General features: G+C 71.6%; 18 protein-coding genes. 9 read left to right on the top strand and 9 right to left on the bottom strand.

All coding sequences use genetic code 11. The annotated features are described in order from the left end of the window. The first annotated feature begins 187 nt into the window (after window positions 1-187). The 4 genes from gabT (at window position 188) to FXO23_RS16070 (ending at window position 5,052) form a co-directional block, all read left to right on the top strand. The gene (gene gabT / locus FXO23_RS16085) at window positions 188-1,531 is read left to right on the top strand and encodes a 4-aminobutyrate--2-oxoglutarate transaminase (RefSeq protein WP_158885539.1); all 1,344 of its coding nucleotides are present in this window, start codon (window positions 188-190) and stop codon (window positions 1,529-1,531) included. Next, window positions 1,528-2,955, top strand: a complete 1,428-nt coding sequence (locus FXO23_RS16080; protein ID WP_158885537.1) for an aldehyde dehydrogenase family protein — start codon at window positions 1,528-1,530, stop codon at window positions 2,953-2,955. Before gabT ends, FXO23_RS16080 begins: the two co-directional genes overlap by 4 nt. Window positions 2,956-3,356: 401 nt before the next feature. Next, a complete protein-coding gene (locus tag FXO23_RS16075) occupies window positions 3,357-3,563 on the top strand; it encodes a hypothetical protein (protein ID WP_158885535.1) in 207 nt (68 codons plus the stop codon). Window positions 3,564-3,648: 85 nt separating this feature from the next. Continuing rightward, window positions 3,649-5,052, top strand: a complete 1,404-nt coding sequence (locus tag FXO23_RS16070; RefSeq protein WP_158885637.1) for an RNB domain-containing ribonuclease — start codon at window positions 3,649-3,651, stop codon at window positions 5,050-5,052. Window positions 5,053-5,286: 234 nt separating this feature from the next. Here the strand turns inward: FXO23_RS16070 and FXO23_RS16065 are convergent, their stop codons facing one another. Next, the gene (locus tag FXO23_RS16065) at window positions 5,287-8,259 is read right to left on the bottom strand and encodes an ATP-binding protein (protein ID WP_158885533.1); all 2,973 of its coding nucleotides are present in this window, start codon (window positions 8,257-8,259) and stop codon (window positions 5,287-5,289) included. A 221-nt stretch (window positions 8,260-8,480) separates the two neighbouring features. Here FXO23_RS16065 and FXO23_RS16060 point away from each other — a divergent pair, with 221 nt between their 5' ends. Genes FXO23_RS16060 through FXO23_RS16050 form a run of 3 tightly spaced genes read left to right on the top strand, consistent with a single transcriptional unit; the run spans window position 8,481 to window position 10,931 of the window. Further along, window positions 8,481-9,692: a hypothetical protein gene (locus tag FXO23_RS16060; RefSeq protein ID WP_158885531.1), complete on the top strand. Its 1,212-nt coding sequence runs from the start codon at window positions 8,481-8,483 to the stop codon at window positions 9,690-9,692. Beyond that, entirely contained in the window at window positions 9,682-9,990 is a 309-nt protein-coding gene (locus tag FXO23_RS16055) for a hypothetical protein (RefSeq protein ID WP_158885529.1), read from the top strand. Before FXO23_RS16060 ends, FXO23_RS16055 begins: the two co-directional genes overlap by 11 nt. Further along, window positions 9,987-10,931: a carbohydrate kinase family protein gene (locus tag FXO23_RS16050; protein WP_158885527.1), complete on the top strand. Its 945-nt coding sequence runs from the start codon at window positions 9,987-9,989 to the stop codon at window positions 10,929-10,931. Before FXO23_RS16055 ends, FXO23_RS16050 begins: the two co-directional genes overlap by 4 nt. On the opposite strand, the gene FXO23_RS16045 is transcribed toward FXO23_RS16050, so the two are convergent. The 3 genes from FXO23_RS16045 to FXO23_RS51575 are packed head-to-tail and all read right to left on the bottom strand — an operon-like array spanning window position 10,918 to window position 13,793. Next, entirely contained in the window at window positions 10,918-12,996 is a 2,079-nt protein-coding gene (locus FXO23_RS16045; protein ID WP_158885525.1) for an ATP-binding protein, read from the bottom strand. The genes FXO23_RS16050 and FXO23_RS16045 overlap by 14 nt on opposite strands. Window positions 12,997-13,050: 54 nt before the next feature. Then, a complete protein-coding gene (locus tag FXO23_RS16040) occupies window positions 13,051-13,464 on the bottom strand; it encodes a hypothetical protein (protein WP_158885523.1) in 414 nt (137 codons plus the stop codon). Further along, on the bottom strand, window positions 13,461-13,793 hold the full coding sequence (locus FXO23_RS51575; RefSeq protein WP_246257319.1) for a hypothetical protein: 333 nt from the start codon (window positions 13,791-13,793) through the stop codon (window positions 13,461-13,463). The genes FXO23_RS16040 and FXO23_RS51575 overlap by 4 nt, the downstream gene beginning before the upstream one ends. 16 nt (window positions 13,794-13,809) lie before the next feature. Here FXO23_RS51575 and FXO23_RS16030 point away from each other — a divergent pair, with 16 nt between their 5' ends. Together FXO23_RS16030 and FXO23_RS16025 are read left to right on the top strand one after the other, a co-directional pair. After that, a complete protein-coding gene (locus tag FXO23_RS16030; protein WP_246257317.1) occupies window positions 13,810-14,775 on the top strand; it encodes a helix-turn-helix domain-containing protein in 966 nt (321 codons plus the stop codon). Window positions 14,776-14,786: 11 nt separating this feature from the next. Then, window positions 14,787-14,972 (top strand): DUF397 domain-containing protein, encoded by a 186-nt coding sequence (locus FXO23_RS16025; RefSeq protein ID WP_158885521.1) that lies wholly within the window; start codon window positions 14,787-14,789, stop codon window positions 14,970-14,972. A 30-nt stretch (window positions 14,973-15,002) separates the two neighbouring features. On the opposite strand, the gene FXO23_RS16020 is transcribed toward FXO23_RS16025, so the two are convergent. From FXO23_RS16020 to FXO23_RS16000, 5 genes are read right to left on the bottom strand one after another with little or no spacing between them, the layout of a single operon-like run. Continuing rightward, window positions 15,003-16,364: a hypothetical protein gene (locus FXO23_RS16020; RefSeq protein ID WP_158885519.1), complete on the bottom strand. Its 1,362-nt coding sequence runs from the start codon at window positions 16,362-16,364 to the stop codon at window positions 15,003-15,005. A 28-nt stretch (window positions 16,365-16,392) separates the two neighbouring features. Beyond that, the gene (locus FXO23_RS16015; RefSeq protein WP_158885517.1) at window positions 16,393-17,391 is read right to left on the bottom strand and encodes a C40 family peptidase; all 999 of its coding nucleotides are present in this window, start codon (window positions 17,389-17,391) and stop codon (window positions 16,393-16,395) included. 5 nt (window positions 17,392-17,396) lie between these two features. Next, entirely contained in the window at window positions 17,397-17,993 is a 597-nt protein-coding gene (locus FXO23_RS16010) for a hypothetical protein (RefSeq protein ID WP_158885515.1), read from the bottom strand. A 3-nt stretch (window positions 17,994-17,996) separates the two neighbouring features. Next, window positions 17,997-20,072, bottom strand: a complete 2,076-nt coding sequence (locus tag FXO23_RS16005; protein WP_158885513.1) for a magnesium transporter — start codon at window positions 20,070-20,072, stop codon at window positions 17,997-17,999. Continuing rightward, window positions 20,069-22,996: an ATP-binding protein gene (locus FXO23_RS16000; protein WP_246257314.1), complete on the bottom strand. Its 2,928-nt coding sequence runs from the start codon at window positions 22,994-22,996 to the stop codon at window positions 20,069-20,071. The genes FXO23_RS16005 and FXO23_RS16000 overlap by 4 nt, the downstream gene beginning before the upstream one ends. Window positions 22,997-22,999 lie beyond the last annotated feature (3 nt).

Below are 22,999 nucleotides of genomic sequence, written 5' to 3'. Positions count from 1 at the left end.
CGCATGCTCGGGGCATGACAGTCTCCGCGCCAAGTCGCGGCACTCGAGGCGACCACAGCGCGCGCCCCGGCCGCCAGGCCCCGCTATCGGGGCGGCCGGGCGCCCTCCTCACCCGCGTGCGGGCCGCTCATAAGTCGCGCCCCGGCGACACGATCGCGGACGCGCGCAAACCCGCGAAGGAACAAGCATGACCCTCCAGCAGGACACCCCGACCGCGCGCAGGTTGCGCACCGAGATCCCCGGCCCCGCCTCGCGCGCGTTGCAGGACCGCCGCGAGCAGGCCGTCGCCGCGGGGGTCGGCTCGGTGCTGCCGGTGTACGTCACCTCGGCCAGCGGCGGGCTGCTCACCGACGCGGACGGCAACACGCTGATCGACCTGGGTTCCGGGATCGCGGTGACCAACGTCGGCCATTCCGCGCCCGCGGTGGTCGACCGGGTCCGCAAGCAGGCGTGCTGGTTCACGCACACCTGTTTCATGGTCACGCCGTACGAGGGGTACGTGGAGGTCTGCGAAGCGCTGGCCGAGCTCACGCCCGGCGACCACGAGAAGCGCTCGGTGCTGTTCAACTCCGGCGCCGAGGCGGTGGAGAACGCGGTGAAGATCGCCCGCGTGGCCACCGGGCGGCAGGCGGTCGTGGTGTTCGACCACGCCTACCACGGGCGCACGAACCTGACCATGGCGCTGACCGCGAAATCGGTGCCCTACAAGCACGGTTTCGGTCCGTTCGCCCCCGAGGTGTACCGGGTCCGCGGCTCCTACCCGTTCCGCGACGCGCCCGGACTGACCGGCGAGGCGGCGGCGCGGACCGCGATCGACCAGATCGAGAAGCAGATCGGCGCGGACTCGGTGGCCGCGGTGGTGATCGAGCCGATCCAGGGCGAGGGCGGGTTCATCGAACCGGCGCCCGGGTTCTTGCCCGCGCTCTCGCGCTGGTGCGCGGAAAACGGCGTGGTGTTCGTCGCCGACGAGGTGCAGACCGGCTTCTGCCGCACCGGCGACTGGTTCGCCAGCGAGCACGAGGGCGTGGTCCCGGACCTGATCGCCACCGCGAAGGGCATCGCGGGCGGGTTGCCGCTCGCCGCGGTGACCGGCCGGGCCGAACTGGTCGACGCGGTGCCGCCCGGTGGCCTCGGCGGCACGTACGGCGGCAACCCGATCGCGTGCGCCGCGGCGCTGGGTTCGATCGAGACCATGCGGAACGAGAACCTGGCCGCCTCCGCCCGCCGGATCGGCGAGGTCGTGCTGCCCCGGCTGCGCGCGCTCGCCGCGGAGACCGGGGTGCTCGGCGACGTGCGCGGGCGGGGCGCGATGCTGGCCGCGGAATTCGTCGAACCCGGTACCCGCGAACCGGATCCCGGGCTCACCGCGCGGGTCGCGCGGGCGTGCCACGCGGCCGGGGTGGTGGTGCTGACCTGCGGCACCTACGGCAACGTCGTGCGCCTGCTGCCGCCGCTCTCGTTGTCCAGCGAGTTGCTGCACGAGGGGCTGTCCGTGCTGGAGCACGCCGTCCGCGCGGAGGTGAACCGATGACCGCCGCGTTCTGGGTCGCCGGAAAACCCCGCACCAGCGAAGAAACCGTCGTCGTGCGCCATTCCTTCGACGGCAGCGAGGCGGGCGCCCATTTCGTACCGTCCACAGTAGACACCGAAGAAGCGGTGCGGGCCGCGCACGAGGTGCGCGCGGAGGCGGCCGCCCTGCCCGCGCACGTCCGCGCCGCGGCCCTGGACCACGTGTCGCGCACGCTCGCCGACCGCTCCGCCGAACTCGCCGACCTGATCACCGCGGAATCGGCGAAACCGATCAACTGGGCCCGCGCCGAGGTGGGCCGCGCGGTGTCGGTGTTCCGCTGGGCGGCCGAAGAAGCCCGCCGGTTCTCCGGCGAACTCCAGCGCCTGGACACCGATCCGGGCGGCACCGGCCGGATGGCGCTCGTCCGGCGGGTGCCGCGCGGCCCGGTGCTGGGCATCACGCCGTTCAACTTCCCGCTGAACCTGGTGGCGCACAAGGTCGCCCCGGCGATCGCGGTCGGCGCGCCGATCGTGCTCAAACCGGCGCCCGCGACCCCGCTCACCGCCCTGGCGCTGGGCGAGATCCTCGCGGAAACCGACCTGCCCGCGGGCAGCTGGTCGATCCTGCCGGTGCCCAACGAGGCCGCCGCCGGGCTGGTCGCCGATCCGCGGCTGCCGGTGGTGTCGTTCACCGGCTCGGTCCCGGTCGGCTGGGGAATCCGGGATTCGGTGCCGCGCAAGCACGTCGCCCTGGAACTCGGCGGCAACGCGGCGGTCCTCGTCTGTCCGGATTGGACGGACCTGGACTACGCGGCGCAGCGGATCGCCACCTTCGCGATGTACCAGGCGGGCCAGTCCTGCATCTCGGTCCAGCGGGTCTACGCGCATGCCGACGTCTTCCCCGAACTGACCGATCGCGTGCTCGCGCACGTGCGCGCCCTCGGCACCGGCGACCCGCGTTCCCCGCACACCGAGGTGGGCCCGATGATCAACGTCGCCGCCGCGGAACGGGTGGAGTCGTGGGTCAGCCAGGCGGTCGCCGCGGGCGGGAACCTGCTGACCGGCGGCGCCCGGGACGGCGCGACGCTGGCGCCCACCGTGCTGACCGGTGTCCCCGAAGCGGCGGCGGTGCTGGCGGACGAGGTGTTCGGGCCGGTGGTGACCCTGAACCCGGTCTCCTCGGTGGACGAGGGGCTGCGGCGGATCAACGACTCCCGGTTCGGCCTGCAGGCCGGGGTGTTCACCCGGGACCTGGCCACCGCGTTCGACGCTTCGGCGCGGCTGGACGTGGGCGGCGTGGTGGTCGGGGACGTGCCGAGCTTCCGCGCGGACCAGGCCCCCTACGGCGGGGTGAAGGACTCCGGCGTCGGCCGCGAAGGCCCGGCGGCCGCGATGGAGGACTTCACCGAACCCCGCGTCACCGTCCTCACCGGCCTCCCGCTCTGATCCTCCCGAAAGTGGCGGCACTTTCCGGGTGCCGTCCGGCGGGCTGCGGCCGCGCTCGTCCGGTCGTGAGCGTTTTGGCCGGTTAGCGCGGCCCCTCATTAGGTCACCTGCCCGTGACCTGGTGCTCCCCGGTCGACGCCGTTCGGCGGGCGTCTTCGGTGACGTCCCACTTCGTCGGCTAAGCGGGGCCGGAAAGTGCGCGCGCTTTCGGGGGTCGCCTGGCCGACCGCGATTCGGCGACGAGTTGCGAGCTCTCGGCTGCTGAGAGGTCCCGTGCCGACCGAGGGCAACCCCCGTCACCGCACAGCGCAAAGGGTGCGAAGGAACCAGTGTGGGCGGGAAGTACCGGCCGGAACATCCCTGACATGACAAGCGGGGGCGGTTGGTGCGAGGCTCGGAGCATGGCTGGCGAAGACAAGGATCCGAACCCGGACCAGGGGTGGTACTACAACACCCGGACCAACCAGGTCGAACACCACGATCGCGGCAGGTCGATCGACCTGCTCGGCCCGTATCCGGACGAGGCGACCGCGAAGCGGGCACTGGAGATCGCGCGCGAGCGCACCCGGCAGGCCGACGCCGAGGACGCCCGCTGGAACGACGGCTGAAGCCCGGCTAACACCCGGATATACCACATCCGAACGGAGGATTCGGCGGGCCCGGTCGGGTTAGGGTCATGGTGTGCGTCCCCTCGTGATCGCCACGCAGGCGGCGGGCGGCGACTTCGGTCGGCTGCGCGCCGAGTTCGAGCTGCCGGAGTCGTTCGGCGCGGACGTCCTGGCCGAGGCGGAGGCGGCCGCGGTGGATCCCCGCGAACCGGCCGGGGCCCGCGAGGACGCCACCGACCTGCCGTTCGTCACGATCGACCCGCCCGGCGCCAAGGACCTCGACCAGGCGATGCTGCTGGAACGCGTCGCCGGCGGGTTCCGGGTGCACTACGCCATCGCGGACGTGGCGGCCTTCGTGGCGCCCGGCGGCCCGATCGATCTGGAGGCGCGGCGTCGCGGGCAGACGCTGTACCTTCCGGACGGCAACGTGCCGCTGCATCCCCCGGTGCTCTCCGAGGACGCGGCGAGCCTGCTCCCGGGCGAGGTCCGGCCCGCCGTGCTGTGGACCATCGACCTCGACGCCACCGGCGTGCCGACCGGTGCCCGGGTGCGCCGCGCCATGGTCCGCTCGGTCCGGCAGTTCGACTACGAGAGCGTGCAGGCGACGCTGGACGACCCGCACCCGTCGATCGCGGCGTTACCGGAGATCGGCCGCCTGCGGCGGGAGCTCGCCGTGCGCCGCGGCGCGCTGGAGCTGCAGCTTCCGGAACAGGAAATCGGTGGTGACCCCGATGGCGGCTGGGCGCTGGGCATGCGGCCGCGGAACCCGATCGAAGCCTGGAACGCCGAGATCTCGCTGCTCACCGGGATGTCCGCGGCGACGATCATGATCGAGGCCGGGGTCGGGGTGCTGCGGACCCTGCCCGGCGCGGAGCCCGAGGCGGTGGACTGGCTGCGCCGCTCCGCGCACGCGCTGGGGATCGACTGGCCCGCGGGCGCCAGCGTGGCCGAGCTGCTGTCCGGCTTGGACCCCGGGCAACCGGAGGCGATGGCGCTCTACGCGGACACGACCCGGCTGCTGCGCGGCGCCGGGTACACCGCGTTCGACGGCGAGGCGCCGGAACTGAGCACCCACGCGGGAATCGGCGGACCGTACGCGCACGTGACCGCCCCGATCCGCCGCCTGGTCGACCGGTTCGCCACCGAGGTGTGCCTCGCGGTCGGCGCGGACCGTCCGGTGCCGGAGTGGGTCCGCGCCGGACTCGCCGAAATGCCGGACCTGATGAGCGCCTCGGACACCCTGGCCGCCCGCGTCGAACGCGCCTGCATAGATCAAGTCGAAGCCTGGATGCTGGCCCCGCGTATCGGCGAGCACTTCGAGGCGGTGGTTCTGCGCGCCGAGGAGACCCGCGCCGAGATCATGGTCGAGAACCCACCGGTGATGGGCCGCTGCACCGGCACGAACTTCCCGGAAGGCGGCCGGATCACGGTCCGGCTTACCGCGGTTGACGTGGACAAACGCAAGATTTCCTTCGAACGCACGCAGTAGTGGATCTTGTACGCAAAGTAACCCGCTTGGGTTACCCCCGATAGTGGCGGCTGTTCTCGCGTGTGGAACTATCTCCGCCGTGCAGACGAAGATCGATTCAGAGCGTCCTGATGCGACACCGTCCACTGAGGCCCGTGCGCGACGTCGACGCGCCCGCATGCTGACGGTGGCCGCCGCCGCGCCCGCCCTGATGATCGCCTTCGCGACCGCGGCTTCCGCCGAACCCGCGGCACCTCAGTCCCCGGACGTCGCGCCTCTCTGCGTCATCATCACCTGATCCGACCACCAGGGCGGCGGCGCCGAATCGGTCCGCTGCCCCGGGATCAGTTTTCGCGGTTCCGCCGGTTCTTCCAGGCGGAGCCGCATTTTTTGTGCCCGCACATCACCGAGTTCGCGATACAGCTCGTACGCCTGCCGCCAGCATTCGTGTGATTCTTCGTTCTGCCCGAGGGCGTGGTGCCCACGACCGGAGATCTCCAGCGCTTCCGCCTTTCCCCGCAGATCGCAGGAGTCGCCCGACAACCGGATCGCCTCGCGGGCGCATGCGAGCATCTTGTCGAATTCCCCGAGCCGCTCCCGAACCCTGGCGAGCACCCGCAGCGTCTCGGCCGCCCGCCGGTGCGCCCGGGCGGCCCGGTGCAGGGAAAGCGACTCCAGGCAGAGCTTCAGGGCGCCCAGCTCGTCCCCCCGCTCCAACGCCAGCTCGCCCAGCCGGACCAGGGTCTGCCCACGGCCCTCCGACTGCCCGCTGCGCTGCCGGACCTCCAGCTCCCGGTGATAGCTGGCCACGGCGAGATCGTGTTTTCCCAGGCCGCGGTAGGCATCCCCGAGCCGCAGGTGTGCCCGCGCCTGTCCCGCCTCGTAGCCCGCTTTCTCGTACAGGTCGAGCCCGGCCTGGTAGGACTTGATCGCCGCCCGGAAGTCGTCTCGTTCGAGATAGGTCGTGCCGATGTTGTGCAAACTCGTGGCCTCGCAAACGAGATTGTCGCTCTCGCGCCAGATCGCCAGCGACCGCCGGTAGTTCCGTTCGGCTTCCGCGTATTCGCGGAGATTGAGCTGGAAGCAGGCCAGGTTGTTCAGGTGCGCGGCCTCACCGTACCGGGAACCGACCGTGCGGGCCGACCGCAGCGCCACGTGGTGGATTTCGATGAGATCGCGCGGATCGCCGTACAGGTGGAGCAGGTCGCCGAAGATCCCGACCATGCGCCAGACGTGCTCGTGGAATCCGTACTCCGCGCCGAATCGCGCCACCTCGAGGACCTGGGCGCGTTCCCGCACGCACCACCGCATGGCCTCTTCCTTGTCGCCGAAGGTTTGCGGGCGCACCGCCGTGCGCAGGCTCAGCGGCGGAACTTCGGGCTGCTGGGGAAAGATCAGCCGCAGCGCGTTGATGACCGTTCCCAGATACCAGTCGACCATCCGGTGCACCGCGTCGTGGCAGGCGGTCCAGTCCTCCCGCTCGCGCACGCGGTCGGTGGCGTACTGGTGCAGCAGGTCGTGCAGCCGGTAACCGTCCCCGGTCTCCTGGTGCAGCAGGTGGGCGCCGATCAGTTTCCCGAACACCTTCTCGACCTCGTCGGCGGGCAGCCCCGCGACGGCCGCGGCGGCGGGGGTCGTGATGCGCGCGCTCGGGTGCAGGCCCAGGAACTGGAACAGGCGCCGCGCCTCGGCGGACAGCGCGTCGCACGACCACGCGAACACCGCGCGCAGCGTGGGCGCGTCCCCGTCGCCGTGGCCGCCCGCGTCGAGCAGTTGCCCGCGCAGGTGCGCCACGAGATCGTCGCTGGGCACGTCCGGCCGGGCGGCGATGTGCTCACCGGCGATCTGCAACGCGATCGGCAGCCCGGCGCACAGCGTCGCCAGATCGTGCAGCGTGGTCATCCGCAGCTGCTCCTGGGTGTCGCCGATGCGGTGCCGGAGGAACGCCATCGCGTCCTCGATCAGGAACGGCGGCACGGTGATGCGTTCGGCGCCCTCGCGGTAGGCGAGCGTGGTGAGCTGCTGCCGGCTGGTGACCAGGACCGGGCACGGCGAGGTCGCCGCGAGCAGGGGGCGGATGTGCTCGGAATCGCGCGCGTTGTCCAGGAAGACCAGGATCCGCCGCCCCGCCAGCGCGCACCGCAGCAGCGCCACCCGTTCCTCGGTGTCCGCGGGCACCGTGAATCCGAGCGCCTCCAGGAAGGTGGCCAGCACGTAGGCCGGGCTCGTCGGCGCGCCCGGGCCGTACCCGTTCAGATCGGCGTACAGGTCACCGTCCGGAAAGTCCTGAATCCGGCTGTGCGCCCAGTGCGTGGCCAGCGCGGTCTTGCCGACGCCGGGCAACCCGTCCAGCGCCACCAGCGCGGGCCCGTTCGAGGTGACCAGCAGGGCGTCCAGGCGGCGCATCAGGCCGTCCCGCCCGAGGAAGTGCGGGGTGTCCCGGGGCAGCTGGCGCGGCGGCACGCGGTGCCGCGCCGCGGTCGCGGGCACCCCGAACGCACTGGGCAGCGGCTGCTCGTCGACCAGCTTGCGGTAGTGCCGCACCAGCCACTCGGCGGGCTGCGCGCCGAGCGACTCGCGCATCCGGCGGGTGAAGTCGTGGAAGAAGCTGGTCATGCTCCCCACCTCGTCCACCACGGCCAGCGCGCTCAGGTACTGAGCGGCGAAGGTTTCGTCGGGCGGGTGCTCGTCCAGCAGGGGACGGAGTCGCTTGAGGACCAGTTCGTGGTGGTCCTGCGCCAGATGCGCTTCGAACAGCGTGCGGTAGGCGGGCAGCAGAACCTGGCTGACGAGCTCGTCGCGCTTGCCGTACGCCCAGGTGGTGTACACGTCGGCCAGCGGCGGCTCCCGCCACAATTCCAACGCCTCGTCCAGAACCGCCACCGCGCCGCGATGATCCCCGTTCTTGACCAAATTCTTGCCTTCGTCGGCAAGTTGACGAAAACGGTAATAATCGACGAGCGACGGCTCCACCCGCAGCCGGTAGTGACCATGTTCGGTGATCAATTCGGCGTGCGACTTGGCTTTCTTCAGAATCCCTCGCGCGCGAGACACATAAGTCTGGAGCTTCTTCCGCGCGTCTTCCGGCTGCCCTTCCTCGTCCCACAGCCGGTTCACCAGGCTGTCCGCGTGCACCGCGGAGTTCGCGTGCAGCAGCAGAACCGCCAGCAGCGCACGGAGTTTCACCGAGCGCAGGTCGAAGACACCGGACCGTTGCTCCACCCGCACGGGGCCCAAGATCCGAAATTCCACCAGCACCCGCCCCCGCACTGGATCGGCTCAGCCTTCGAAACGCAGCCTAACTGCACCGGAAAAATTGATCACTATATGATATCGCATCGTTACTCGAAGTAAAAGCGCCTTGTCAAGCGAATTGCAACCAGTTTGGCGAGTTCCTCCCGGACGGTGTCTGGCGTCGTGTTTCCGCCCGTTATCGAGGGGAGCGTTTTGTGAGCGAGTCGGAGTGGCTGTCGGTGCTCGGCATCGACGGTGAACGTTGGGTTACGCGGACCGGGTGCCGGAAGGTCCTCGTCGCCGTGCACACCCTGGTCGCCGGTCAGCGGCTGCTGGACGTGACCGGCCTGGTGGAATCCGATCGGCGCGTCCAGGTGTGCTACACCCGCCCGCCGGATGTGTTCCGGCACGGGGCCGACGGCTTCGTGCGGTCCATCGGGGCCCTGGAGATTCCCTGGCAGCAAGCCGTCCGGGAGCGGTTCGACCTGGCCCTCGCCGCCGCGTACGGCGGCCTGCCGCTGCTGCACGCGCCGATCATGGTGCTGCCGCACGGTGCCGGGTACGCCAAACGGACCCCGCGCGCCGAGGCCGCCGGCCGCCTGGTGGAACGCGGCGTCTACGGGCTGGGCGCCGAGCATCTCATCCGCGACGGCCGGGTGGTGCCCGCGTCGATCGTGCTGTCCCACGAGGACCAGCGCGAGCGGCTGGCGCGCCAGTGCCCGCGGGCGGCGGAGTTCGCGCTGGTCGCCGGGGATCCGTGTCACGACCGGCTGCGCGCGAGCGCGGGGCGGCGCGCCGCCTGCCGCGAAGCGCTCGGGGTGCGCGGCGACCAGCGGCTCGTGGTGGTCGCGTCCACCTGGGGCCCGCGTTCGCTGTTCGGCGAGCATCCCGATCTCCCCGGGGAACTGGTGCGGCAGCTCGATCCGCGGCGCTACCGGGTCGCCGCGCTGTTCCACCCCGCGGTCTGGGGCGCCCACGGCCGGCGGCAGCTGCGCGCCTGGCTGCGCGGGGAACGCTCGGCGGGCCTGCTGCTCGTCGAACCGGAGGTCGACTGGCGTGGCGTGGTCCTCGCGGCCGACCACGTCGTCGGCGACCACGGCTCGGTCACCGCGTACGCGGCGGCCGCCGGAAAACCCGTGCTGCACACCGATCCGCCGCTCGACGAACTCGATCCCGCGTCGGCGCAGGCGTTCGTCGCCGAACGGGCCCCACGGCTGCGGCCCGCGGAACCGATCGAACCGCAGCTGACCGGGACACCACCCGACGGCTGGGCGGAGGCGGTCGCGTCCCGGGTGACCTCCCGGCCCGGACGGGCGCATGCGTTGCTGCGCAAGGAGATGTACCGGCTCCTGGATCTCCCGGAGCCGCCGGGCCCGCCCGTGCTCGACCCGGTGCCCCTGCCCGGAGGTGACCGCCATGCTGTGTGACGACGAAACCCGGGTGGCCGTGGACGGCACCGGGGCGCGATCCGCCGTGCAGTGCGCCGACGTCGTCCTCGGCGAGGTCCGGACCCGGGCCGAGGGCGGGCGCTGGCTCGACGCGGTGTTCACCCGGTATCCCGGCTGCCTCGTCGCGGCCGCCCGGCACCGGCGCGGGCGGTGGTGCCTGCTGGCCGTCCGCGACGGCGCGCCGGTGCTGGTGACGCCGGGCGCGCGCGGCCGGTTGTTCCGCCACACGGTCGCGGCGCTCGCCCGCGGCGTCCACGATGGGCTGGTGACGCGATGACCACGGCACAGCGAGTGGCGGTGGCCGGGGTGGTCACCGTCCGGGTCGCGCGCGGCTTCGACTCGTTCCCGATCCCGTACGTGTCCAGCACGTGCGAAACGGGCGGCATCAGCGTCCGCCTGGGCGGCGCGGGCTGGACGCTGGCCCGCACGCTGCAACTGCTCGGCACGGACGTCACCTTCGCCACCTATGTCGGGGCGGACGCGCTCGGCGAGCTCGCGGTCGGCGGCCTGCGGCGGTGCGGGATGTACGGCCCCGCCACCCAGGTCTGCGACGTCCAGCCGCGGGTGATGGTGCTCTACGACGCCGACGGCAGGCGGGCCAGCGCCTCGGATCTGCGGTCCACACCGGACCTGCGGTACCCGGCGGACTCGTTTCAGTCCCTTGTGGACAGTGGTCCGCCGTGTGCCGCGGCGGTGCTCACCAACATCGGGTTCACCCGCTCGCTGATCCCGGTCGCGGCGGATCGCGGGATCCCGATCGTGACCGATCTGCACCTGGTCGGCGCGGTCGACTGCGCGTACAACCGGGACTGGATGGCGTCCGCGCACGTGCTCGCCTGCTCGCACGAGCGGTTGCCCTGCCGCGCCGAGGACTGGGTCCGTTCGGTGTGGCAGCGGTTCGGCACCGATCTGGTCCTGGTCGGCTGCGGGCCGGGCGGCGCCGTGCTCGGCGTCCGGGCCACCGGGCGGATCTGGCACATCCAACCGGCCGTGCCGCGCGGTGTGCGGTACACCAGCGGCGCCGGGGACACCCTGCTCGGTTCGTTCACGCACCACTACTTCGCGCTCGGCGATCCGGTCGCCGCCGTGCGGCACGCGGTGCTGACCGCGGGCTGGAAGGTCGGCGGCACCCCGGACGACGACCCCGGCGTGCCCGCCGACGAGTTGCGGGACCTGCGCACCCGGCACGGCCTGCCGGAGGTGGTCACCGTGGCCTGAGGTCGAGAAAGGTCCCGGCAGCCTCGGCGTGCTGCCGGGATTCCTCCGGTTTCCCGGTGCGCTCGCACAGGTCGGCCAGCGCGCGGTGGGTGCGGCCGCGTTCGTGGTCGGCGCCCTGATCGGCGAACACCACCAGCGCGTGCCGCAGCAGTTCGTCGGCGGCCTCGAGGTTCCCGCCCGCCAGGTGCGCCTGCCCGAGCGCCCGCGCCGCGCGCGCCTCGTTGTACGGATCGGGCACGTGCAGCGAGGTGAGCAGTTCCCGGGCCCGCCCCAGCTCCACCACGGCGGATTCGTGCTCGCCGAGCCGGACGAGCGTCTCCCCCAGGTTGATCAGCGCGAGCGCTTCGCCCCGCCGCTTTCCCAGTCCCCGCAAGATGTCCACGGTCCGCGCCAGCACCCGGGCGGCCTCGGCGAACCGTCCGGCTTCGGCGAACAGCAGACCGCGGCTCTTCAACGCGCTCGCCTCGCCCCGGCGGTCACCCCGTTCCTGGCTCAGCAGCAGCAGATCGCTGATGTGCCGTTCGGCCCGATCGGTCTGGCCGAGTGCCGTGTAGACGCGCGCGAGTCTCTTGCGCACGCGTTTCTCGGCCACCGGATCGTCCAGCTGCCGCGCCGCGTTGAGGGCGAGTTCCCCGATCTCGATCGCGTCCTGGCCGTGCCGGTGCAGGATGAACAACGGTTGCAGCGCGTCGGCGAGGTGGTAGGCGACGAGAAACCAGTCGCGCTGCATGGCTTCCCGGGTCGCGGCGATGAGGTTGGGCCGCTCCGCTTCCAGCCAGCCGAGCGCCGCGGAATGCTGGTCGAGGTCGGCGGGCAGCGGGAATTCCGCCGCCGCGCCGAAGTCGTGGGTCAGCACGCGGCGCGCGGGCATCACCGCGCGATCGGCCGCCTGCGCGGCGAACAGGTACCAGGTGACGGCCCGGTGGATCGTCGCGGTCCTGGTCTCCTCGTCCTCGTCCGCGAGCGCTTGTTCCAGGGCGTGCACCCGGATCAGGTCGTGGAAGCGGTACCGGCCCTCGTCCAGTTCTTCGAGCAGGCTCGCGTCGACCAGCTCCTCCAGCGCGTCCCGGGTCGGGCGCGGCGCGGCGCGGACCATCGCGGCGACCACCTCGACCCGGAACGTCCCGCCGGGATGCAGCCCCAGCGTGCGGTAGAGGTGGCGCAGCCGCGAGTCGAGCCCGGCGTAGGCGACGTCGAATGTCGAACGCACCGAGAGATCTCCCTTCGCGGACAAGGCATCCAGGCGTTCCCGTTCGTCGGCCAGCTCGGCGGCCAGGTTCGCCAGCGACCGCCGCGGCCGGGCCGCCACCCGCGCCCCCGCCACGCACAGCGCGATCGGCAGCCCGCCGCACAGCTCGGCGAGGGCTTCGGCGGTCGGCCGTTCGGCGGCCATCCGCTCGTCGCCGATCCGCGAGGCCAGCAGGTCCAGCGATCCGGCCTCGTCGAGCGGCGCGACCGGAACCACGTGGGCGCCGTCGGCGAGCAGGCCGAGCAGGGTGTACCGGCTGGTGACCACGGTCAGCCCGCGGGGCGAGGCGGGCAGCAGCACCCGCGCCTGCCCGGCGGAAACGGCGTTGTCCAGCAACACGATCAGCTCGCGCCCGGCGGTCACCGACCGGTACAGCCCGGTCCGTTCGGTCAGCCCGGCCGGAACCCGTTGCGGTGCCACACCGAGCGAACGCACGAACTGCCCGAGCACGTCCTCCGGGGCGACCGGTTCACCGGTGGGATGGGCGAGATCGGCGTAGAGCTGGCCGTCCGGGTACCGGTCGGCCAGGCCGTCCAGCCAGTGCAGGGCCAGCGCGGTCTTGCCCACCCCGCCCGGTCCCTTCAGCACCACCACGGGCGACGAGTTCGTCCCCGGTTCGGCCAGGACGCGGTCCAGGGCCGCCACTTCGGCGGCCCGGCCCGCGAAACGCGCGGGCGGCGGGAGCAACTGGCGCGGCCGGACCGGCTCCCCGGTGCCGTGATGCACATGCACGTCCCCGTGGACAGCACCGGCTTGGACGACGGGTCCGGTGACGTCGCCCGAGATTTCGCTCCGCTGCCCTCGCTCCCGATTCATCGCTCCCCATAACGACCGTACGGATTCTTTTGCCGCCCGGATACCGCCAGACGATTACAAGGCGTCCCAGGCAACTGACAAGTAGTCATCACACGGGTTGCGGCAGTGCTCGGCGAGGCTTTCCGGGAAGACCCCGTGCTCCGCGCATTCCCGGCTGGTCACCGCCTGGATCAGGTAGTGCTGCGCGGGCGAGGTGACCGACAGGTGAACGCTTTCCCCGCGCGCGGCGATGAGCAGCAGCTCCAACCGGATGCGCGCGGTGTCGGCCGGGTCACCGATTCCGCGCCACCGGTTCTCGTCGGCCGCCCACACCGAGAGTTGCCCCGCGGACCGCCGGATCCGGTGCGCGGTCCAGGCCGCGACGGCGTACGGCGTGTACAACACGGCCTCCGGCGCGGCAACTTTCGCGTCGCCGCGGCAAACTTGGGCATGCCAGTGCAATCCGGGCGCGCGCCAGGCAGCGGTCATGCGCGGAACTTGGCGAGGTGTTCGCCGACCCACGCCCGCCCGAACCGGGACAGCCCGCCCGCCGACCAGTGCTCGTCGATCGGGATCCCTTGCCACAGGAGCATTCGCGGGCCTTGAATCGTCCCGTGCGCGATCGTCAGCCGGTGGGTGTTCTCCTCCCAGGAGAAAACGAAGTGCGCGAACATGTAGAGCCACACCCGGCGGCCGGATCGCGTGACGGCTTCCACCGGACCTTCACTCGGCAGGGGCGCGCGGTAGACGAGATGTTCCCGCCCCTTGCTGTCGGTGAAAGTTTCGGGTACTCCCCCAGGTACCACAACGGGTCGCATTTCCCCTCCATCCACTGTGGAGAGTGAGTATCCTGACGGGATCGGCTATTTCGGCACGCGGGAAATCGGGAATTCCGGTTTTGCCGATCCCGATGCGACAATGCCTTGTCGACGCGCAGAGGGGTCTCCATTGTCCGGACACGGCAATCTCACACGCCGCAAACGCCAGCTCGGCCGCAAGCTGCGCCGGATGCGCGAGCGCGCCGGGATGACCCTGGCCGAAGCCGCCGCCCGCCTGGACAAGACCAGCAGCAGCCTGCACCGGATCGAGGTCGGCGAGACGCTCGCCGACGTGCACCTGATCCGCACGATGATGGACATCTACGACCAGCGCGACGACTCCCTGCTCGACCTCTCCCGCGAAGCCAGGAAGAGAGGTTGGTGGTACACCTACTTCGGCCCCACCAAAGAACCCACCTACGTCGAACACGAACACGACGCCAACCTGGTGCGCACCTTCCAGGTCATCACGATCCCCGGGCTACTGCAGACCGAGAACTACATGCGAGCAAACTACGCCAGCTCGCATAAGGCTTCCGGGAAAGCCAACGCCGACAAGATCGTGGCCGTGCGACAGCGCCGCCAGGAACGACTGTCCGACGAGACAGAACCACTGCACCTGCATGTTGTGCTCGATGAGTCGGCATTGCGCAGGACGGTGGGCGGCCGCGAGGTCATGCGCGAGCAGTTACGGCACATCCTCGAGATGGCGAGATTGCCGACAGTCACCCTGCAGGTGATCCCGACGAACACCGGTGCCCACAGTGCCATGAATGGAGCGTTCACGGTCCTGAGCTTCGCCGATCCTGACGAGCCTGAGATTCAGTACGTGGAGTACCCGGGTGGCTCGCTCCAGATCGACAACCCCGATCGAGTGAAAGAAGTTAGGCTGGTCTTCGAGCGCCTCACCGCGATGGCGTTGTCTCCGGAGGAGTCGATTCGGCTGATCGAGGAGGTGCTCGCCGAACTGTACGGTCCGTGAAAGGAGCGGCGATGCCGGAGTGGCGCAAATCCAGCCGATCCGTAGCCGATGACAAGGACGGGGACTGCGTCGAGGTCGCCTTCCTTGCTCCCTCGGTCGCCGTGCGGGATTCCAAGCTCCCCGAGGGCGGCACCCTCCTCCTGCCCGCCTCCGCGTGGGCGCACTTCGTCGGCGAAGTGCGCCGGGGCGCCGAATAGCACCGCCGGACCGACCCACCCCACCCGGCTTCAGGGGCGATACCGGTACGGAATCTCCGTAGGCTCACCCGTAGGCCCGAATCCACCGTTCTCGGCGGGCTTTTCGGGTTCCTGGTCGGTGAAGTCGTCGAACCAGCCGCGGGGTTTTCCGGTGTCCGGGGCCGGGGTGCCGCGCGGCGGGGTGTCGGTGTCGGGCTGGTTGGCCGGGGGTTTGCTCACCCATTCCGAAGCGCTCGGGGGCATCGGTGGCTTCGGCGGTTCGGCGGGCTCCGGGCCGAGGGCCCGGGAGAGCCTCGACATTCCCGGCGCGCTCGGGGATTCCGGCGGCTTCAGCACGTCCGAGGGGCGCTTGGGCGGTTCGGGCGGCTGCCCGGGTTCCGCGGCCGCGGCGGGCCCGAGCGGGGTTTCCGGCTGCGCGGGTTGCGGCGGGCGCACGGGTTCCGGAGGCACTGGCGGGCGCTCGGACTCCGCACGGACGGGCGGGGGCGGCGCCTCCGCGCGCGGAGGCGGTTCCGGCGGGGGCGCGGGCACGGGTTCCGTGCGGCTGGGCGGTTCCGGCGGGGGCGCAGGCTCCGCGGGAGGTTCCGGAGCGGGCGGTTCCGCCGAAACCACGGGTCCGGGCTCCGCGCGGGCGGGCGGCTCCGGCGGGCGCGCGGAGTCCGCGGGCGCGGGCGGTCCCGGAGCGACCGGTGGCTCCGGCGCCGCCGCGTGCGCGGGTGGTACCGGCGGGCGGGCCGGGGTCGGCGGCGGAGCGGCCTCGCCCTGCGTGGGCGGCTCGAGGAACTGGGCCGAGCGGGGCGGCGGGGTCGGCGTGCTCCGCCACACCGGCTGCGGGCCGATGTTCATCGGCGCCGGGGGCCGCGGGCGGTCCGGCTCGCGGGACGGTGGCGGCGGCCCAGCGGGTGGGCGCTGACCAGGCCCCTGGCGCGGGATCGGATCCAGGCAGGAGACCAGGACCGTGGTGTTCCGGGGATCCTCGACCCGGCGGCCGCTGCGCTCCCGGTAGACCATCTCGCCCTCGGTGTCGATCTCCACCAGGTAGCCCGCCTCGGCGAGCTGCTCCTCGTCCAGATCGACGAGCTTCTCGTACCGCGAGGGCACCACCCGGTAGATCGGCCACGACAACCGGCCGTGCACCTCGTGGAACTGCGCGAGCAGCCCGGTCAGCTGCTGCTGCCACGGCAACGGCATCGACTCCGCGAGCGAGCGCGGCAGCACCACATACCCGGCGTCCACCCCCGGCCAGCCGCGGGACAGGTAGTCCGCGAGTGGCGTGCTCGAGGCGGGCGGGCCGGCGTGCCGCGGCAGTTGGGGCGTGCCGAACAGATCCCGCGGGTCGTCCCCGGGATCGCCCGCGCCCGGCTTGCGGCGCTTGCCGAATTTCTTGGCCATCGGGTCCGATAGTAAACGCCGGAGCGGCCTACACGCCCGGTCGGACGGCCTGGGGCATCAGCTCGCCCTCGTCCCAGGACACCGACCTGGTGTGCACCGGGACGCCGGTCTGCTGCGCCTCGACGATCTTGTTGTCGCCCAGGTACATGGCCACGTGGTGGATGGTGTTCGGATTCGACTCGTCGTAGGCCCAGAACAGCAGGTCACCCGGCTGCGCGTCCTTGACCGGCAGCATCGCGCCGTCGCGGAACTGATCGCGGGAGACCCGGTCCAGCGTGATCCCGGCCTTCTCGTAGGCCCGCAGCATCAGGCCCGAGCAGTCGTAGGAGTTGGGGCCGGTGGCGCCCCAGACATACGGCTTGCCCTGCTCGCCCAGCGCGAACTGGATGGCCGCCGCGGCCGCCTGGTTCGGCGGCAGCGCCGTGCCGACGCCCTGGCCGCAGCCGACCGGATCGGTCACCTGGCCGACGTTCTCCACCAGGTGCACGGCCATCGGTTCCCACTTGTGGTAGCGGTCCGGGAAACCGGAACGCTCCACCGCCTGCGCGGACTCGCCGGGCCGCCGCTTCTCCCAGTCCGGCACCGCGGACAACACGTCGTAGAACTTGTTCACCTGGTAGGGCGGGTTGGTGACCTGCTCGACCGTGCCCCAGCCCATCGACGGGCGCATCTGGAAGATGCCCAGCGAGTCGCGGTCGCCGTAGTTCAGGTTGCGCAGACCGGATTCGGTCATCCCGGCCTGGATCGCGATCTGCCAGGCCCGGGGCGACAGGTTGCGCTGCTTGCCGATCTCGACGATGAGCGAAACGATCTGACGCTGCTCGTCGTTCAGGTTCCCGGCGTCGGCGGCGCCCTTGTTCTGCTGGCCGGGCTGGGACGGCCCGATCCCGGCGTCGCAGCTGAGGTTCGAGTAGCCGCGGGCCTGCGCCTCCTGCTGGTTGCTGACCACCTTGATCACGGTCACGCCCCCGACGATCACGGCGAACACCGCCGCCACCAGGCATCCGATCAGCGGTCCGAGGCGCATGGCGATCAGCCCGCCTGGTCGTAGCGCGACACCCGCCAACCGGCGCCGGTGTTCACCACGGTGATGGTCAGCTTGGGTCCGTCGGTGGGCACCTGCACCTCGACCGAGCTGGTATACGAAGTCGTGGGGGTGGGATCGCCGGTGACCTTGGTCGCCGGGATGTTCGCCGGGTCCACAGTGGACATCTGCGGCAGGTACTCGTCGGTGGTGAGCGGGCGCAGCGCCTGCAGCCACTGCTCGTTGGTGATCCCGGCGGGGTGGTTCACCCAGGCCGCCGCCCAGGACTTGGCGACCGTGAGCGCCTCCGGGTTCGGCGGCGCCGAGGTCGGCGACTTCAGCGGGCTGGTGAGCCGGGTCGACTGCGGGGCCGCGCCCGGGGCCTGCGGCGAGCGGGTGCTGGTGGTCTCCGCCGAGGACGCGCTACCCGGCGGCAGGTTCCGGCCGTTCCGGTCGACCAGGACCTTCGGCAGGATGATGCCGATCGCGGTGATCAGCACGACCAGCAGGACGATCGCGAAGACCAGGTGCTTCGGGGAACGCAGCGGCCATCCCCACAGCCTCCGGTACACCGCGGCGCGGCCGCGGTTGGTGCGAATCGGCATGACTCACCTCACCACCCGATCCGTGTCGCGCAGGTCTTCCCGCACCTCGATCCCGCGCGAGGGCCGGTACAGCGTGAACACCGGTTTCCCGGCCACCACCTCGGGTTCGACCCGGCGCGGCCGCGGGGTGGCCGGGACGGTCCAGGCCGGCGGCGCCTCGGTCCCCACCGACCCCATCCGCGACGGCACCACGACCGGTTCGGGCTCGTCGCCCCAGCGGCGATCGAACACCGGCGAGGTGTCGACCCGGCGGCTCTGCGGCGGCACCTGGGCCCCGTCGGTCCGCCCGCCACCCGGCGGGCCACCACCGGCGAGCACGTAGTCGCCGCCCTCCCGGCCGTCGGAGGCGAACCCGGACAGCACGCTCGGGCCGCCACCCGCGGGCAGGGCCCCGCCGGACACCGCGCCCGCGCCACCCGGCCACGGCGCCCCGGACCAGGCCGCCGCCGGACGCGCGGCGCCGCCGCCGTCGAGGCGTTGCGCGCTGGCGAACACGGTCGCCTCGGGCCGGAACCGGCCGCCACCGGCGGTCGCGCCGATCGGGCCGCGCGCCTCGCCCTCGATGGCCTCGTCCGAATCCCGCATCTTCTGCCAGAACTCGTCCTGCGGCGTCGGCCCCTGCTTGCGCCGGAACTTGGAGAACAGGCCGCCGCTGGGCGACGGGATGGACGCGCCGACCATGCTGACCGACATCTCCACCATCTGCCACAACCGCCGTACCGGGCGCCCGACCAGGAAGAGCAGGATGGTGACCAGACCGGCCATCGCCATCTGCACCAGCATCGACAGCGAGTTGCCCGCGTCGAAGATCGCCTTGAGCAGCAAGGCGTGGATCCCGGCGAGCACCGACAGCACGATCAGGTTGAACGCGACCGCGCCGACCACCTTGGCCACCCGGCGCAGGATGTCGTGGTGCAGCAGGGCGACCAGGCCGAGCAGCGGGGCGGTCAGGGTCAGCAACCGGATCAGCACCTGGGCCAGCAGCACCGAAGCCTTGGCCAGCAACTGGAACAGCGCGTAGACCAGGCTCTGGGCCAGCGACAGGAAACCGGCGCCGGTGCGGCTGCCGTCCTCCCCGGTGAAGTACCCGGTCGCCGGGCCGAGCTGGGTCGAGATGTTCTTGAAGGCGGCCTTCTTGCCGTCCACGACCGCCTGGTTCGCGTCCTCGTCGTTGTTCATCTGGGTCCAGGTGAACGCCTGCGCGTCCAGCAGCGGGCGGCCGAACTGCTGCGCCTGCGCCGCGTCCGGCGCCCCGAACTCACCCCGGAGCCAGTTGTCGTAGACGACCTTGTTGTGCAGTTCGGTGGGCAGCACCTCGTGCGCGATCGTGTCGCCCGAGCTGTCGATGAACCCGGCCTGGATGTTGGTCGTCGTCTGCACGATCGCCTTGTCGATCGGATCGAAGTACCGCAGCATCGCGAACGAGGACGCCGCGAGCCAGACCCCGGCGAGCGCGTACAGCGCGCGTTTGCTGACCGCGGACAGGTCCCCGCGCCAGATGTTGCGGAACATGAAGATCGCCAGCAACAGCGCGGCCAGGCCGAAAAGCTGGCCGTAGATGTTGTTGTAGACCTTCTCCGCCCCGGACTTCACCGCGCTGTAGATCGGGTTGAGCAGCCCGCCTTCCATCACGGTGTAGTGCAGCGAGTTGGTGGCGCCGACGATGTTCTTGCCGATGTTGAACAGCTGGTTCCCGGCCCACGTGTCGATCGTCGAGTTGGGGTCGGTGATCCCGGCCAGCGGGCCGCAGTTGGTCTCGAAGACGTTCCAGACCATCCCGGCGTAGCTGTAGTCCAGGTACGCGCTGCCGTTCAGACCGTGCTGGCGCGGCGGGTCCAGCGCCCCGACCATGCCGGAGCCGGGCCGCTCCGGATTGGGGGCCTCACCGCAGGCCGCCGCGGACGCCGCCGGGGCGGTGGCCACCGCCTGCAGGCCGAGCACCAGCACGACCATGACCATGGTCGCGAGCTTGCCCGGTCTTTTTCGCCCCTTCACCGCATCGCGCCGGGTTCGGTTGTGGCGTAGCACGTGCCATCCCCCGGCGACGGACAACACGCCCAGCAGGGTAAGCACGGTCATGCCGCGTCCCTGCCGGTGCCACTACTTTTTCCCTTACCACCGGCCCCGCTGGGGGCGCGCTCCTCGTGCTTTCCGTTGGACGCTTCGGCGGCTTCGGTGAGCACCTGTTCTTCGGTCAGCCCGACCTCCAGCTCGGCGGCCAGTTCCAGGTCCTGTTCCAGCTCTTCGTCGTCCGGCGGCGTCGGCACGTACGGCTGCGGGTCCTCCGGCGGCGTCGGCGGGGCGCTGCGCGCCTCCGGCACCGAACCCGGCGTGGTGTCCATGGCGTTGCGCAGGTGCTCCAGATGCGGCCCGGAGAAGTCCACCCGGATCCGCTCCACGCCCCCGGCGCCGTCGCCGAAGATGAACTGCCGCGGCTCCCGGTCGCGCTCCAGGCCGCTGCGCTGGGCGCCCGGCCGCCGCCCCAGCGCGGCGACGACCTGCTCGTAGCCGACGCCGACCGGCACCTTGAGCAACCGCAACGCGTCCGCCTGGGCATCGTCGTCGTCCAGGCGGCCGACGAACACCGAGTCCAGCAGCGCGACGAAACCCTGGATCTTCAGGAAGTCCGCGGGGATCTGGGACGACAGCAGCACCCGGACGTTCCACTTCCGCGAGTCGCGCGCGAACCGGTTCATCAGCACCCGGCCGGTCGGCACCTCGGACAGGAAGAACGCCTCGTCGATCCAGACGCCCTTGCGCAGGTCCTTCGGCTTCTCGTAGACCGAGCGCTGGGTCAGCCACGCGGCCAGGTTCAGCATCTCGACGCCGAGCGCCTCGGCGTCGGTCCAGTGCTCGCGGCCGACGCCGTCCTTGGGCAGGGTCAGCCCGGCCATGGTCAGCACGGTCATCCGGTCGTCGCGCGTCTCGGCGTACGGGTCGGCGTCGGTTTCCGGGATGAGCAGGGACATCCGCTCGCGCATCTCGTCCAGGAAGTCGGCGACCACCACCGCGTGCTCGTGGTGCTCGCTGGAATCCCGCCGCAGCGCGTCGATCACCTGCCCGGGGTCGGCGTCGAACCGGCCGCCGACCGCGCGCACCGCGCGCAGCAGCACGATCCGGCTCTGCGCCATGCGGGCCACCTCGTAGGGCAGCACCCCGGTGAGCACGTCGAGCACGAGCCGCCGCCGGGTCGCCCCGGCCAGCGCCTTCTCGCGGCGCCACGCGCGTTCCGGATCGTCCTCGTCCATGAAGTGCTCGAGCAGCGGCTCGGCGACCACGCGGTACGGGTTGAGGATGCCGGGCTGGGCGTTGAGCAGGTTGATCGGCCGCGCGTACGGCCGGATCTCCGGCAGGTCGCACAGCCGCGACAGCGGGCCGGACGGGTCGAGGATCGTCCAGTGCGCCCCGGCCCGCAGCGTCTTGTAGACGATGCCGCCACCGAGGAACGACTTGCCGCCGCCGAGCCCGGCGACCATCGCGGTGAGCCCGGAACCGTCCCGGATCTCCTGCGCCATCCACGGGTCCCAGGCCACCGGGCGCCGGGTCGCCGTGCAGGTCTCGCCGAGCAGGATGCCGCGCCGGTCGCCGACCTCGGCGGTCGCGGTGGGCACCGAGGCCGCCGCCCACACCACCGAACCGCGGCGCATGTACGCGGCCGAGGCCAGCGGTTCGCCCGGGATGAACTCGCGCGCCATCGCGTACTGCGCTTCCGGGTGCTCGATGGCGATCTTCGGCTTGTACAGGTCGAGCAACTGCTGGGCCAGGCGCAGCGCGTCCCGCTCGGTCGGGCCGGACACCGCCAGCCGCCACCAGGAGCGGACCCGGGTGGCCAGCGCGGTGAAGCCCGAGGTCATCTCGTCGTCGATCTCGAGCACCCGGGTCGCCTGGCGCGCAAGCGATTGCGGGGGCTCCAGCTCGTGCTCGTCGGTGTAGTGCTTGACCTGCGAGCGCACCTTGTTCATCTGGCGCTGCAACTCCCCGGCGACCTCTTCCGGGCGGCGCACGTAGATCCGCGCGGACCATTCGACCGACGCGGGCAGCCGGTCGGCGTGCTGCACCCACGGATCGTCGACCTCGGGGATCTGCAGGCCGTGCATCTGCCCGACGGTCAGGATCGCGACGTGCCGCGAAACCCCGGCGTTGGAACCGGTGCGCCCGCGCACGGTGACCGTCGGCGCGTACGGCTCGGAGTGGAAGTCGGCGGCGTCGGTGAAACTGGCCAGGTCTTCCGGCTCCCAGGCCGCGCCGGGCACCGCGGGCATGTTCCGCGGCGCGGGCAGGCCGAGCGAGCAGGACCGGTGCATCAGCCAGGACATCTCCTCGGCGTGCACCGGGCGGCCGTCCAGCCCGGCCGAGCCGATCACCTGGTCGAGGTGCTCGACCTCGGAGTCCAGCGCGGTCAGCTCGGCGTCGACGGCCTCGGGCAGGATCTTGCGCAGCACCGGGGCGGCGCGTTCGACGGCGCGGTCCATCATCCGGCGGGTCTGCACCTGGACCCCGATGTAGACCTCCTTCTCCGCCATCGAGCGGCCCATCAGCTGCTGCTGCTCGCCGATCAGGTAGTCGTCGAAGGACAGCGCGCCCGGGGTGTCGGCGGGCCGGCCCAGCGCGTTGTGCACGTGCGCCTCGGCCCACATGCGGATCGGGTACGGGCGGGTGGTCACGCGCAGGTGCAGCCAGCGGCCCTGCAGTTCCGCGTACTGCCCGGCGATCGCCGCGATCAGGTCACGGCGCTGCGAGTCCGAACGAAAGGACCAGCGCTGCGGCGCGAGCCGGTACCAGGCGTACACCTCGTGCCCGGTGCGCAGCAGGTGCCCGTCGATGCTGCGCGCCGCGATCGACGGCGTGTAGCTGGGGATCGCCTGCTCGCCGGGCAGGCGACGGCCTCTTCCCGGCTGCTTCGGGGGCGCCGGCATGGATCGGGCCTGCTGCGGGAGCCAGGGGGCGGCCCCCGGGGACAGGTCCTGTTCCCGGTTCTTCCGGCGTGCGCCGCGACCGAACAACGA

This window comes from Amycolatopsis anabasis (genome assembly GCF_009765355.1).
Taxonomy (GTDB): domain Bacteria; phylum Actinomycetota; class Actinomycetes; order Mycobacteriales; family Pseudonocardiaceae; genus Amycolatopsis; species Amycolatopsis anabasis.
The sequence above is the reverse complement of the archived record's forward strand: the minus strand, read 5'-3'. Positions and strand labels throughout refer to the sequence as shown.

Coding starts and splice junctions, on each gene's coding strand:
- gabT (WP_158885539.1), top strand. CDS start 188: ATGACCCTCCAGCAGGACACCCCGACCGCGCGCAGGTTGCGCACCGAG.
- FXO23_RS16080 (WP_158885537.1), top strand. CDS start 1,528: ATGACCGCCGCGTTCTGGGTCGCCGGAAAACCCCGCACCAGCGAAGAA.
- FXO23_RS16075 (WP_158885535.1), top strand. CDS start 3,357: ATGGCTGGCGAAGACAAGGATCCGAACCCGGACCAGGGGTGGTACTAC.
- FXO23_RS16055 (WP_158885529.1), top strand. CDS start 9,682: ATGCTGTGTGACGACGAAACCCGGGTGGCCGTGGACGGCACCGGGGCG.
- FXO23_RS16050 (WP_158885527.1), top strand. CDS start 9,987: ATGACCACGGCACAGCGAGTGGCGGTGGCCGGGGTGGTCACCGTCCGG.
- FXO23_RS16045 (WP_158885525.1), bottom strand. CDS start 12,996: ATGAATCGGGAGCGAGGGCAGCGGAGCGAAATCTCGGGCGACGTCACC.
- FXO23_RS16040 (WP_158885523.1), bottom strand. CDS start 13,464: ATGACCGCTGCCTGGCGCGCGCCCGGATTGCACTGGCATGCCCAAGTT.
- FXO23_RS51575 (WP_246257319.1), bottom strand. CDS start 13,793: ATGCGACCCGTTGTGGTACCTGGGGGAGTACCCGAAACTTTCACCGAC.
- FXO23_RS16025 (WP_158885521.1), top strand. CDS start 14,787: ATGCCGGAGTGGCGCAAATCCAGCCGATCCGTAGCCGATGACAAGGAC.
- FXO23_RS16020 (WP_158885519.1), bottom strand. CDS start 16,364: ATGGCCAAGAAATTCGGCAAGCGCCGCAAGCCGGGCGCGGGCGATCCC.
- FXO23_RS16015 (WP_158885517.1), bottom strand. CDS start 17,391: ATGCGCCTCGGACCGCTGATCGGATGCCTGGTGGCGGCGGTGTTCGCC.
- FXO23_RS16010 (WP_158885515.1), bottom strand. CDS start 17,993: ATGCCGATTCGCACCAACCGCGGCCGCGCCGCGGTGTACCGGAGGCTG.
- FXO23_RS16005 (WP_158885513.1), bottom strand. CDS start 20,072: ATGACCGTGCTTACCCTGCTGGGCGTGTTGTCCGTCGCCGGGGGATGG.